General features: G+C 70.5%; 10 protein-coding genes. 4 read left to right on the forward strand and 6 right to left on the reverse strand.

What is annotated here, in order from left to right; translation table 11 throughout:
• Positions 1 to 4: 4 nt before the first annotated feature.
• The 5 genes from ACIA1L_RS12655 to ACIA1L_RS12675 form a co-directional block, all read right to left on the reverse strand.
• The gene (locus ACIA1L_RS12655) at positions 5 to 1516 is read right to left on the reverse strand and encodes a serine/threonine-protein kinase (protein ID WP_396072786.1); all 1512 of its coding nucleotides are present in this window, start codon (positions 1514 to 1516) and stop codon (positions 5 to 7) included.
• Positions 1517 to 1547: 31 nt separating this feature from the next.
• Entirely contained in the window at positions 1548 to 5192 is a 3645-nt protein-coding gene (locus ACIA1L_RS12660; protein ID WP_396072787.1) for an adenylate/guanylate cyclase domain-containing protein, read from the reverse strand.
• Positions 5189 to 5980 carry an MBL fold metallo-hydrolase gene (locus ACIA1L_RS12665; RefSeq protein ID WP_396072788.1) on the reverse strand — a complete coding sequence of 264 codons (792 nt, stop codon included), beginning with the start codon at positions 5978 to 5980 and terminating at the stop codon, positions 5189 to 5191. The genes ACIA1L_RS12660 and ACIA1L_RS12665 overlap by 4 nt, the downstream gene beginning before the upstream one ends.
• A gap of 116 nt (positions 5981 to 6096) precedes the next feature.
• On the reverse strand, positions 6097 to 6573 hold the full coding sequence (locus tag ACIA1L_RS12670; RefSeq protein ID WP_396072789.1) for a RidA family protein: 477 nt from the start codon (positions 6571 to 6573) through the stop codon (positions 6097 to 6099).
• Entirely contained in the window at positions 6570 to 6722 is a 153-nt protein-coding gene (locus ACIA1L_RS12675) for a hypothetical protein (RefSeq protein WP_396072790.1), read from the reverse strand. Before ACIA1L_RS12675 ends, ACIA1L_RS12670 begins: the two co-directional genes overlap by 4 nt.
• Before the next feature lie 160 nt (positions 6723 to 6882).
• On the opposite strand from ACIA1L_RS12675, the gene ACIA1L_RS12680 reads away from it, so the two are divergent.
• The 3 genes from ACIA1L_RS12680 to ACIA1L_RS12690 all read left to right on the forward strand — a co-directional run bounded on the left by ACIA1L_RS12680 (position 6883) and on the right by ACIA1L_RS12690 (position 10215).
• Positions 6883 to 8007, forward strand: coding sequence for a hypothetical protein (locus ACIA1L_RS12680; protein ID WP_396072791.1), 1125 nt, complete (start codon positions 6883 to 6885; stop codon positions 8005 to 8007).
• A gap of 28 nt (positions 8008 to 8035) precedes the next feature.
• Positions 8036 to 8986 (forward strand): ArsA-related P-loop ATPase, encoded by a 951-nt coding sequence (locus ACIA1L_RS12685; protein WP_396072792.1) that lies wholly within the window; start codon positions 8036 to 8038, stop codon positions 8984 to 8986.
• Positions 8987 to 9069: 83 nt separating this feature from the next.
• Positions 9070 to 10215, forward strand: coding sequence for an ArsA family ATPase (locus ACIA1L_RS12690; RefSeq protein WP_396072793.1), 1146 nt, complete (start codon positions 9070 to 9072; stop codon positions 10213 to 10215).
• 1 nt (position 10216) lies between these two features.
• Here the strand turns inward: ACIA1L_RS12690 and ACIA1L_RS12695 are convergent, their stop codons facing one another.
• Positions 10217 to 10519 (reverse strand): WhiB family transcriptional regulator, encoded by a 303-nt coding sequence (locus tag ACIA1L_RS12695; RefSeq protein WP_041832981.1) that lies wholly within the window; start codon positions 10517 to 10519, stop codon positions 10217 to 10219.
• A gap of 307 nt (positions 10520 to 10826) precedes the next feature.
• On the opposite strand from ACIA1L_RS12695, the gene ACIA1L_RS12700 reads away from it, so the two are divergent.
• A complete protein-coding gene (locus ACIA1L_RS12700) occupies positions 10827 to 13241 on the forward strand; it encodes a transglycosylase domain-containing protein (protein ID WP_396072794.1) in 2415 nt (804 codons plus the stop codon).
• Positions 13242 to 13281 lie beyond the last annotated feature (40 nt).

Raw genomic sequence — 13281 nt, forward strand, 5'->3', positions numbered from 1 at the left:
CGGGTCAGCCGCGGGCGAGCACCGGGCCGTGCAGCTGGTCGGCGCCTTGGCCGGCCAGGCAGCGGAAGGTCCGGTCGCTGCCGGTGGGCGGCAGCACCGACAGCGCCCACTGGTTGCTGTCGGTGCGGGTGGTGGTGCGCTGGAACATCGAGCGGCTGCACACGCGGACCACGCCGGGGTGGGTGGTGACGGCGTCCTGGTCCCGGGGGTCCACATGCGACGGCAGGGAGCCGACCGCGAAGACCTCCCAGCTGTGCCGGCGGTCGCAGGACACCTCCCGGGCCACCAGCGGCGCCTTGTCGCGCAGGCGGTAACACTCCAGCTCACCCGGGCAGTGCGTGCGGTTGCCGAGGCAGCCCGGCAGGTGCGAGATCGCGGTCGGCAGGGCGGACACGGCCGGGGCGGCGAACCGGGAGGCCATCGAGCGTACGGCCGGGGCCTGGGACGACGCGAGCAGTGCGCCGCCCATCGACGCGCCGATCAGCAGGGACACTCCGAAGCCGCCGAACAGCCAGCGGCGCTTGCTGCGCTTGGGGTTCTCGGTGTGGACGGTCGGGGTCTCGTCGGCGGTGTCCCGGGTGGGTGTGACCGGCGGAAGCGGGCGCGGCTGCGGGGTCGGGTGGATCGGCCGCGGCGCAGGCGGCACGAACGTCGACGACCGGTAGACGTTGGGCTCGCTGTTGCCCGCAGGATGCAGTCGCAGCCCGGCCAGCATCTCGCGGAGCTGCTCGGCGGTGGGCCGGTCGCCCGGGTCGTTCGCCATGCCGTAGCGCAGCACCTCCATGAGCGTGTGCGGCACGTCGGGCAGGTCGGGGATCGGCTGGTGGAAGAGGTCCATCAGGGTGATCAGGCTGGGGCTGCGGTCGGTTTCCCAGCGCGGTGGGCGGCCGCGCATGACGGCGTAGAGGGTGGCGCACAGCGCGTAGACGTCGACGGCGCCTGAGGGGTCGGCGTGCGAGAACATCTCCGGCGGCGCGTAGGCCGGGGTCAGCACCTCGAGGGTCACCGACGAATCCCGCATTTCACCCAGGACGGCCAGGCCGAAGTCAGCGAGCACGGCCGGGTTGAAGTGCGAATACAGGATGTTGGCGGGCTTGACGTCGCGGTGCAGGACGCCGTTGGCGTGCGAGTGCACGAGGGCGTCGGCGATCTTCACCCCCAGGTCGCGGGCCTCCACCGGGCCGAGCGGAGAGATGCGCATGCGATCCAGGTACGACCCGTCGCACAGCTCCATGATCAGGTACGGGTGCTGGTCCACCGTGACGCCGACGTCGAAGAGGTCCACGACGTGCGGGTGTGACGACATCCGCCCGGCAGCTTTCGCCTCGCGGAGAAACCGGGCCTGGTCCCGCGGATTGTCGAGGGTCCGGTTTTCCACCTTGATGGCAACCTCGCGACCGACCGAGTCCTGTGTCGCACGGTAAACGGTTGCGTACCCTCCGCGAGCCATGACGGTTAAGCCGGACATACCTGGCACGTAGGGCACGGGCAGGCGGCCAGGCGGGGTATCCGTCACGGCTATGAAAATACGCGACCGGGGTGCCGGATCATCCCGGCACGTCAGACGCGTACGCGACAGATTCCGCCGGCTCCACGTTGGAGTGTGCCAACGCGTCCCGAAGATCCTCTGCTACCACGCGTTCGCTGACCTGTTCGGTGGCGTGCGCCAGCCGTACGGCTTCTTCCGCGGCGGCTTGCGCGCCGGGCATGTCGCCGGCCGCCGCGAGCACCCTGGCCTGCACCATCGCCGTCACCACACCGCTGCGGACATCCTCGGCGGGGATCTGGTGCGCCCGGCTGATCCACGTGCCCGCCTCGCCCACCCGGCCGTCGGCCAGCAGCGCCGACGCGTACGACGCCAGGGCGTGCCGCCGGGAGAACAGCAGCGAACCACTGGTGTCGCTGGCGATCGGCGCGAGCAGGCCGATCGCCGTACCGGGGTCGCCCGACCGGAGCCGGGCCTCGGCCAGCAGCACCCGCGGTCCGACCTGTGCGGGTGCGAGCGGATTGTGCGGTTCCACCGCGGTCATGACCCGCCGCGCGTCGGCCTCGGCCGCCTCGACATCGCGCCGCTGCAACGCCACGAAACCGCGCAGCGTTCCGGCCATGCCGAGCAGCAGCGGATGGCCGGTCCGCCCGGCGAACTCCAGCGCATCGGTCAACAGGTCGTCGGCGTGCTCGAACTCGCCGAGCCCGCGGGCGATGCCGCCCCGGACGACGAGCGCGAGACCGCGGCCCCAATCGTCCGAAACCTTGTCGAAGTCCCGGTAGGCCCGACGCGCCTCGCCGTCCGCCTCCGCAAGATCGCCCAGCTCGGCGGCCGCGTACGACTCGACCGCCCGCAGCGTGCCCACCGCCCAGCCCTCACCGACCCGGTCGCCGAACGGCAGGAAGATCCGGGCCAGCCGCCGCGACTCCTGCAGGCGGCCGGCCAGCAGCCGTGCGAATGCAGTCGTGCCGCGCAGCCAGGAGCGGCCCACCGGATCGCCCAGCTCGGCGAAGAGCCGCGCGGCCCGGCCCAGCACCGCGTCCGTACCCGGGAAGTCACCGCGGGTCGTCGTCACCCAGGCCAGGTTCTGCAGCGCCCACGCCTGCCCGTGCCGGTCCCCCGCAGCCAACGTCACCTGGTACGCGGCGGCGAACCGGCTGCTCGCCTGACTGAGCCGCCCAGCCAGGAAGTCAGCCATACCCAGCCGGCGCATCGCGTTGGCGCGCTCCGGGGCCAGATCGGCGTCGGTGGCTACTTCGAGGGCCTCCTGCCAGGCAGCGACCGCCTTCGGTACATTCCCCATCGCCTCGCGCGCCCGGCCCACCACCAGCAACGCCTCAGCCCGGCACAACGGCTCGTCCGCGGCCGTCCCGGCGATCTGCTCGCCGCAACGCAGCGCCTCCTCGGCACGGCCCAGGCGCAACAGTGCCCGCGCGTGCACGAGCTGGTCCGAGTGCGGCAGGCCATCCTTGGCGAGGACAGCGGCCCGTTCCGCGTACGCGATCGACGCGGCCGGCTCGATGTTCGCCAACGCCCGGCGCGCCAGCCGCCCCAACGCCGTCACGCCCAGCGGCGCCACGTCCCGCACGCTGGCCTCCGGGCGCAGACGCACGGCATCGGCCAGCTGCATCGCACACTCGGCGTGGGTAGCCACGAAGGCATCCCGCTCGTTCTCGCCCAGGCTCAGCCGCGAAGCGCCGTCGTAGCCGAGGCGGTCGATCGTCTCCGGTGCCGCCCAGCGGGCCAGGAACGCGTGCCGGTCGGCCAGGTCGGCTTTACCGATGCCCGCGTACGCCGCTTCGCGCATGAGGGGGGTGGTGAACGCGTACCCGCCGCGGACCCGGTGCAGCATGCGGCGTTGCAGCAGCTCGTCGACCGCGCGTTCGAGCTCGACCGCGGCGACCGCGCCCGGCCGGGCGTCCCCCGGCGAGCGGCGGCTGCGCAGCGCCTCGACCACGCCGGTCGGCACGGTGTCACCGACCACCGCGGCGTCGCGCAGCACCGACCGCGGCTCGGTCGGCAGCGCATCGATGCGCGCGGCAAGCACGGCGGCCAGGTCACGGGACAGCAGCCGGCTGCCCATCGCCCCACCGGCGAGCTGCCATTTCCCGGCGGCGTTCGCCCCGACCGCGGGGGTCAGCGCACCGCGTTCCATCAACAGCGTGACCAGCTCGGCCAGGTAAAAAGCGTTGCCCTGCGCGGTGGCTAGCAATCGGTCCGCATCCGCCTGCGGCAGTTTGCCACCATTCAGGTACGACGTGAGCAGCCGGGACGCATCCGCTCCGCGCAACGGCGGCAACGTGTGGATCTCGGCATCGGCGAGCCGGGTCAGCGCACCCGCCGTACGGACCAGCTCCGGGCGGCCCAGCAGCAGCATCACGACCGGACCGTCCAGGCGGGACAGCACGCCGCCGAGCGCGTCGATGGTCTCGGAGGTGGCATCGTGCAGGTCGTCGACGATGACGACGAGCGGCGTCTCCCGGGCCAGAGCGGTCAGCAGTCCGGCGACGGCCACCGGGATCGTCTCGGAGTCGGGCTGGGCGCCACCGGTCGGCTGCCACTCGGCGACCGCGGCCGCACCGACCGGGTTGGCGGGCACCTCGCCGTACCCGAGGAGGGCCAGTAGGCGGTCGACGTCGATCCCGGCTGGCTCGCCGTCCCGGCTGAGCCGGGTGACGAGCTTGCGGAGCCGTTCCTCGACCACCGCGCGGCTCACCGTCGCGGCGACGTCCTTGGGCAGACCGACGGACTTGCGGACCAGGTCGGCCAGCGGCGCGAACCGGCGGCGCTCGCCGAACGCCCGGCATCTGGCCCGCAGCACCCGCGCGCCGGTGGCCGAGGCGAACCGCCCGGTCCCCACGTCGTAGCCGGCCGCGAGGCGTTTGACCTCACCCGCGAACCGGGTCTTGCCGATCCCCGCTTCCGCGGTCATCACCATCACCCGCGGGTTGCCGGAGTCGATGACCTCGGACAGCCGGCCAGCCACCCGGCCCAGCTCGGTCTCCCGGCCGACAAACGGCGCTTCGTCCCCCACACCCGACCGGGTGCCCGGCGCGTCATGCAGGCCCAGCAGCTCGTACGCCGGCACCGGCTCCCGCTTGCCCTTGAGCCGCAGCGCCCGCAGCTGCCGCCAAGAGGCGACGTGCCGGGTGCCGCCGGAGGTGCGAGCACCCGCGTAGACCGCGCCGACCGCGGCAGCGTCGGCCAGCCGGGCCGCGGTGTTCACCGTGTCGCCGATGACCGTGTATTCGATCGCCGCCTGAATGCCGGCAACAACCTCGCCCGTGTTCAGGCCGACGCGCAGGCCGAGCGGAGCACCGCCGCCGCGCTCGTCGTCCAGCACCCGGCGAACGGCGCGTTGCATGCTCAGCGCGGCCCGGACTGCGCGTTCGGCGTCGTCCTCGTGCGCCACGGGCGCCCCGAAGACCGCCATGATTCCGTCGCCGGTGAGTTTGTCGACGTGCCCGCCGAAGGTCTTGACCGCGCCGGCGAGCGCGGCCAGCACCCGGTCGGTCACCGCCCCGACCCGCTCCGGGTCCAGGTCCTCCGACCAGGAGGTGAAGTCGGAGAGGTCACCGAAGAGCACGGTCACGATGCGCCGCTCCGCCGCGGGCAGCGTGGCGGCAGCGGGCAGGGCGGCCCCGCAGTTGTGGCAGAAGCGGGCGCCAGGAACGGCCACGGTTCCGCACACGGGACAGGTCACAGCGGGTCCAACCCTTCCCGGGTGCGCTGCGATTCCCGCCGCAGGTAGTCGAGTTGGGCGCGCGCGGACCACTCCGCGGCGAACCGGACACCAGGGTCAATGTCGGGATAGACCACGTCGACGATCGCCTCAGGCGTCTCGGCGCCCGCGGCCAGCGCCGCCCGGACCTGGTCGAGGCGCTCCCGCCGGTGGGCCAGATAGGCCGCTGCGACCGCACCGCAGTCGGCCCGCACCGGGCCGTGCCCCGGCAACATCAGCTTCGGGTACGCCCGCAGCACCTCAAGACTCGCCAGGTAGGCACCCAGGTCGCCATCGGGCCACGCCACCACGGTCGTGCCCCGGCCCAGCAGGGTGTCGCCGGTGAACACGGCGTCCTCGACCACGAAACAGACCGAGTCGCCGGTGTGCCCGGGCGTCGCCACGACCTCGATGTCCAGCCCAGCGAGCTGCATCCGGGCGGGCAGCGGATCGCCGTGCTTCGGATCGGCGGCCAGGACGGGCACGCCGCCGAGCATCCGGGACAGCGTTTCGGCGCCCTCCACATGATCGTGGTGGCCGTGCGTGATGAGAATGGCGCTCAGTGGCCGGTGCTCGGCGATCGAGGCCAGGTGCCCCGCGTCGTCGGGACCCGGGTCGATCACCACGGCGTCCTCGGCATCCGGCGCCCGCAGCACCCACGTGTTGGTGCCGTCCAGGGTCATCGGACCCGCATTGGGCGCCAGCAGGGGCGTGACCCACTCCGGCAACCGCTCCACCTGCGACGACACAGACGCCACCCCCCAGCGCATGGTACGTCGCCCACGCCGCCGGGCCGAACACACGCAGTGCGACCGGCCCGGCACGCGAGTCGACCTCAGCCGGAGCTGCCCTCAGCAACGCCGGCTGTTCCGCCGATCTCGCTGCGTCAGGCGATCTCGGCGATGACTTCCACCTCGACGGGTGCGCCGAGCGGCAGCTCCGCCACACCGACCGCGCTGCGGGCGTGCTGCCCGATCTCCCCGAACACATCGCCGAAGAGCTGCGAGGCACCGTTGATCACGGCTGGCTGCCCGGTGAAGCCCGGAGCCGACGCCACGAACCCGGTCACCTTGACGATCTTCGTGACCCGGCCCAGCCCGACCAGCGCGTCGATCGCCGCGAGAGCGTTGAGTGCGCACTGCCGCGCCGCCGCGACCGCCTCTTCGGGGGTCACTTCAGCGCCGACCTTGCCGGTCTGCGGCAGCTTCCCGTCCACCATCGGCAACTGTCCCGACGTGAACACGTGGTTGCCCGACTGCACCGCCGGCACGTACGACGCCAGCGGCGGCACGACCGAGGGCAGGGTCAGGCCCAGCTCGGCCAGCTTCGCGTACGCGTCAGCACCGCTCACCGGGGTAGTCACTTCGCCCGCTTCATGTAAGCGACCAGCTGCTCCGGGTTAGGGCCGGGAACGACCTGTACCAGCTCCCAGCCGTCGTCGCCCCAGTTGTCGAGGATCTGCTTGGTCGCGTGGACCAGCAGCGGCACGGTTACGTACTCCCACTTCTGCATATCTTCCGCAGCTCCCTGAGATAGTCCGCTCGAGCCCGCCGGCCCGCACTTCGGCGACAGCCTAGCCAGGCGGCCGGAGCGGCCTCGCGGCCGACCGGATTCCATTACCCTGACGAGGGGGTGGTGCGACTCCTTGAAGCAGGTGAGAACAGGGGGCACGATGACGCGACCGTCGCCGGGCGATCCCGGGCGGACCTCGTCTCTTGCGGCTGCGGACATCCCCGACTTCTTCGGCCCCCGGCCGATGACCCCGCCGGAATGGCCGCCACCCGGTGCCTATCCGGGCGAGCCCGGCCATCCCACGATCCCGCCGCCCTTGGAGGCTCCGCCCGCGGTGTCGCCCACGAACTCCTTCGCCGGGCCGCCCACCGAGCCCGACGTCCCTGCGCCGTCCGCTGCCGAGCCGGTCATCGCGGGCTCCATGGCGATTCCGCCGGAGTGGCCGCCGCGGGAGCCCCAGACCGTCGAGACCGCGCAACCGGAGCCGGCGACCACGATCATCCCGGCGGTGGTCGGCTCGCCCAGCGAGGTGACGGCCGTTTTCGGCGCGCCGCTGGCCGCCGCGGACAGCGGGCACGGCGATGCGGTCGAGGGCGAGGTCGTGTGGCATCAGCCGCCACCCACCGAGCCGTTCCACGCCAAGCACGAGAAGCCCGGCGAATGGCGTACCCACCCGCCCGACCACCTGGCCTTCGAGCATTCGCCGCCGGCCGAGGTGCAGCCCGGGGTGCAGCACGACGAGCCAGCCGAGGCGATCCCGCTGAGCATGCTGCCGCACCCGTGGGAGGTGCCGTTCGACCCGCACCACACCGAGGTCGTCGACGAGGAAGCGCTGCCCAAGAAACGGCGTACCGGACTGTGGGTCACGCTGGCGCTGGTCGTCACGCTGCTGCTTTTCGGCGGCGGCACCGCGTCTGCGCTGCTGCTGTTGCAGAACGCGGACAGCGGCAAGGGCTCGCCCGACCCGGCGACGGCCGTCGACCGCTTCCTCAGCTCGGTCTACACCCAGCAGAACGTGAAGAACGCCGGCGACAACGTCTGCCGCGAGGCACGCGACGAGGGCGAGCTGCAGGAACGCATCGACCAGATCAAGGCGTACGCGACCGAGTACCAGGCACCGACCTATCAGTGGACCGCACCGGCCGTGTCGGGACAGGACGACGAACGGGCCACGGTGGCAGTCCAGCTGACCGTCATCACCGATGACGAGAAGAGCGCCGAGCAGCAGCTCACGTTCACCGTGATCCGCAAGACGGGGTGGCTGGTCTGCGAGGTCGCTGGCTGAGCTTCGCGACGCGCGTACGCTGAAGATCGTGGGGAGAAGCGATTGGCCCGCCCGGCTGCACGTGGTGACGGGCAAGGGCGGCACCGGTAAGACCACCGTGGCGGCGGCGCTGGCCCTGGGCCTGGCCGCTGAGGGCCACCGCACGCTGCTCGTGGAGGTGGAGGGCCGGCAGGGCATCGCCCAGCTGTTCGGCATCGACCCGCTGCCCTATGCGGAGCGTCGCATCGCGACGCCGCCGGACGCGCACGGTGAGGTCCGGGCGCTGGCGGTGGATCCCGAGGAAGCCCTCCTCGAGTACCTCGACATGTTCTACAAGCTCGGCGCCGCCGGGCGGGCGTTGCGCAAGATCGGTGCCATCGACTTCGCCACCACCATCGCACCCGGCCTGCGTGACGTGCTGCTGACCGGCAAGGTCAAGGAGGCGACCACCCGCTCGGCGGAGGGCCGCCGCGCCTATGACGCCGTGGTGCTGGACGCACCGCCGACCGGCCGGATCGGACGGTTCCTCAACGTCACCGCGGAGACCGCGAAGCTGGCGAAGATGGGGCCGATCAAGACGCAGAGCGATGGGGTCGCCTCACTGTTGCGCTCGCCGATCACCTCTGTGCACGTGGTCACACTGCTCGAGGAAATGCCGGTGCAGGAAACCTTGGACGCCATCGAGGAGCTGTCCGCCCTGACCATTCCGGTGGGCCGGATCATCGTGAACGGCGCCCGTTCACCGCTGCTCGCCGGCGCCCGGGTCACGAAGGCCGAGCTGAAGCGCGGGCTGGCCGCGGCCGGGCTGCCCGCCGACGCGGTGACGGTGGCCGGGCTGCACGCCGAGGCCAAAGCGCACCTGACCAGGCGCGAGCTGGAGGAGTCGCTGCGCGCCGAGCTGGCCGAGGCCGGACGCCCGGTGGTGGAGTTGCCGTTACTGGATGACGGAGTGGATCTCGGCGGGCTGAGCCGGCTCGCCGACGTCCTCATGAGTGTCTGACCCGCCTCCCACGAACGGCCGGATGGCTCTCCACGACAGCGCTCCACCCCGCGGCCCGGGCGTTCAGTGGTTAGGCTCGAATCGTGGCCGCTGATCAGACCGCCCCGCGCCTGGATGTCGACGCGCTGTTGGCGGACCCGACGACCCGCATCGTTGTCTGCTGTGGCGCCGGCGGCGTCGGCAAAACCACCACCGCCGCCGCGCTCGGGCTGCGCGCCGCCGAACGGCACGGCCGGCGCACGGTGGTGCTGACGATCGACCCGGCGCGCCGGCTGGCCCAGTCCATGGGGCTGACCGAGCTCGACAACACGCCGCGGCAGGTCAAGGGCATCGATACCGAGGCGACCGGCGGCGAACTGCACGCCATGATGCTCGACATGAAGCGCACCTTCGACGAGGTCGTGCAGGCGCACACCTCGCCGCAGCGTGCCACGGAGATCTTCGCGAACCCGTTCTATCAGGCCATGAGCTCGACCTTCTCCGGCACGCAGGAATACATGGCGATGGAGAAGCTGGGCCAGCTGCGGTCCCGCGACGAGTGGGACCTGATCGTGGTGGACACTCCGCCGTCGCGGTCCGCCCTCGACTTCCTGGACGCCCCGGCCCGGCTGTCCCGGTTCCTCGACGGTCGCATGCTGCGCATGCTGATGGCGCCGGCGCGCGGTGGGCGCAGCATGTTCAGCCTGGTCACCGCGTCGTTCGGGATCTTCTCGCGAGCGGTGCAGAAGATCCTCGGCGCCCAGTTGCTGACGGACCTGTCCGGCTTCGTCGCCGCCCTGGACTCCATGTTCGGCGGCTTCCGGCAGCGCGCCGATGAGACGTACCGAATCCTGCAGGACCCGCAGACCGCGTTCCTGCTCGTCGCGGCACCGGAGCGGGACGCGGTCCGGGAGGCCGCGTATTTCGCCGAACGGCTGGTCGCCGAGCGCATGCCGCTCGCCGGGCTGGTGCTCAATCGCACGCACCGCGCCGCGTTGGCCGGTGTGCCGCGCGCCGCGGCCGAGGCCGCGGCGAAAAAACTCGATGACCTGGGCGATCAGCCGACCACGGCCGACGCGCTGCGGGTGCATGCCGGGTTGCTCCGGCAAATCGACCGCGAAGTACGCGTCGCTGCGCAGTTCACCGACGCATTTCCGGCCGTGCCCACGGTGGCGGTAACGGCGCAGCCCGCCGACGTCCATGACGTCGACGGGCTGCGAACGATCGGTGAATCACTCACCGGAATCTAAATCAGCGGGTGGAGACGAGCACCTTGTCGGCGCCCTTCTCGCGCAGTGCGGCTTCGAACATCTTGCGCCAGCTCGCCACGTGCGGGTGCCGGCGCAAGAGTGCACGCCGCTCCCGTTCGGTCATGCCGCCCCACACTCCGAATTCGATCCGGTTGTCCAGTGCGTCGGCAAGGCATTCGTAGCGGACCGGGCAGCTTCGGCAGATTCTCTTCGCCACGTTCTGCTCGGCGCCCTGCACGAATAGCGCGTCAGGGTCGCCACTCTGACATGCCGCCATGCTGGGCCAGTCGCTGATCATCCCCATCTGTTCACGTCCCCCCTTGCAATTACCCCCTGACACCCCGCGCGCTCATGTCCCCCAAGCCGCGCAGGTGTCGTGCGATAGCTCGCCGGACCCATCATGCTCTGTAGTCGGGCGATTACGCAACGTTGTCCCTCAAATACGTATACCTCGGAAGTTCCGGGCATCCCTCGCCGACCGGACGGACGAAAAGTTGCCGGGATATCTCAGAAAACGGCACGCGCTGCCGATCGGCAGGGCAGAATCATTCTGGGCGAACCGTGACCAACTCGTCGCGTGGTAACGCCGCACTTTCGCGTACCCTGCTCGCGTGACCTCCTGGATGCGCAGACGCGATCACAACATCTTCACCAATGTCAGTTCGCTGCTGATCTGCGGCCTACTCGCCGGTGTCGTTGTCGCCGCCGCCGCATTCCCCGCCGTCGCGATGTCCGGATTAGCCGCGAAAGCGGGCGGTCAGACGTTCGCCAGTCTGCCCAGTGAGCTGAAAGCCGCCAGCGCCCCGCAAATCAGTCGCATCTTCGCGTCGGACGACAAGACGCAGATCTCGGTCTTCTACGACGAGTTCCGCAGTGACGTCCCACTCAAGGACATCTCGAAGTACATGCAGCAGGCGATTATCGCCGCGGAGGACCACTCTTTCTTCGACCACAACGGCGTCGACCTCAAGGGCGTCGCCCGGGCACTGGTGAGCAACAACAGCGGCAAGACCTCGCAGCAGGGCGCCTCCACCCTGACCATGCAGTACGTGCGCATGTCCCTGGCCTACTCGGCGACGAACCCCCAGGAGGTCGTCGACGCCACGAAGGACACGCCCAAACGCAAGATCACCGAGATGAAGTACGCCATGCAGGTCGAAAAGGAACTCTCCAAGGAGCAGATCCTCGAGAGCTACCTCAACCAGGCGCCCTTCGGCAACGGCTCGTACGGCGTCTTCGCCGCCAGCCAGGTCTACTTCAAGAAGAAGCCGAAAGACCTCACGATCGCCGAGTCCGCGCTGCTCGCCAGCATGGTGAAGGCGCCCACGGCGTTCAACCCGACCACCGCGAGCGGCCACCCGCAGGCGGTCGCCCGCCGCGACTACGTCGTGCAGGACATGCTCGAAATGCAGTACATCACTCCCGCAGAAGCCAAGAAGGCCACCGAAACCCCGGTCGCCAAGACGGTCCAGCGCGCGGGCAACGGCTGCGTATCCGTCGCGAAGAACCACTGGGGCTTCTTCTGCGACTACTTCTACCGCTGGTGGCTGAGCCGCGACGAGTTCGGCGCCACCACGTACGAGCGCGAGCGGCGGCTCAAGAGCGGCGGCTACCGCATCCGCACCTCCATGGACATCAAGGCGCAGGCCGCCGCGCGGGAGAACATCGCCGACCGGCTCGGCGAGAAGAACAAGAACGCCCTGCTGCTGGCCGGCATCCAGCCCGGGACCGGCAAGGTGCGCACGCTCGCCACCAACCGCCGCTTCAAGCTCGACGACCCGGCGAACCCGCAGAACAAGATCTCGTCAGACCCGGCCAAAGCCAAGAAGAAGATCCGCGGCACCTACCCCAACACCACGAACCCGCTGATGACCGGCGGCGGCGACATCACCGGCTACCAGGCCGGCTCGGTGTTCAAGATCTTCACCATCGTCGCGGCGCTGGAGAACGGCTACCCGCTCGCCTACTCCATCAACGCCCCGAAGAAATACCTCTCGAAGTACATCACCGAGCCTGGGCCCGCCACCTGCGGCAGGTACTACTGCCCCATGAACGCGAACCTCCGGGCCGGCGGCGTCCTCAACATGTGGAGCGCGTTCGGCCGGTCCACGAACACCTACTTCGTACCGCTCCAGGAACGGGTCGGTGCCGAGAAGGTCGTCAACGTCGCCAAACGCTTCGGCATCCAGTTCCGCGCCCAGTCGGACGCCAAATACGCCGCCACCGAGGAATCCGCCCACCAATGGGGCGCCTTCACCCTGGGCGTCTCCTCCTCGACCCCGCTGGACATGGCAAACGCGTACGCCACCCTCGCCGGCGACGGCATGTACTGCGATCCGACGCCAGTCGAGCAGATCACCGCGCAGAACGGCGACAAGCTCGACGTCGGCAAGCCGCACTGCGTCCGCGCCACCACCCCGGACGTGGCCCGCGCGGCCCTCGACGCCGCGCGCTGCCCGGTCGGCGACAGCCCGCAGACCGGCAGCTGCAACGGCTCCTCCACCGAGTCCCGGGCGTACAACACGATCCGGCACCCGATCTACGGCAAAACCGGCACCACCGACGGTTTCAAGACCACATCGCTGATCATCGGCAGCAGCACCCTGGCGCTCGCCGGCTACATGGTCAACCCGGACTACCAGAACCACCCCGACCGGATGGACCACGAGGTCGTCAACCCGGCCGTCTACCAAGCCATGGCGGACTACCTGAAGGGCACCCCGAAGGTCGAGTTCAAGAAGCCGGAAAGCCGCAAGCTCTCCATCGGCGACCAGCGCTCGATCCCGGACGTGACCTGTTCGACAGTCGCCGGCGCCCGCGCCCGGCTGGAAGGCTCCGGCTTCAGCGCCTCGATCGGCGTCGAGGTCGAATCCCGCTGTCCCAAGGGCACGGCCGCCGGCACCAACCCCAGCGGCCGCACCATCAAGGGCGGCTACGTCAGCATCGAAATCAGCAAGGGCAACGACAAGGACAAGCCCGGCGACGACGACGGTCCGCGTCGTCCGGGACGCCCCGGCCGCCGCTGACCCCGCACGCGGCGTTCTGACCTTCGCCCAGCCCGCACGC

It is taken from the genome of Actinoplanes sp. NPDC051859 (assembly GCF_044452725.1).
GTDB lineage: Bacteria > Actinomycetota > Actinomycetes > Mycobacteriales > Micromonosporaceae > Actinoplanes.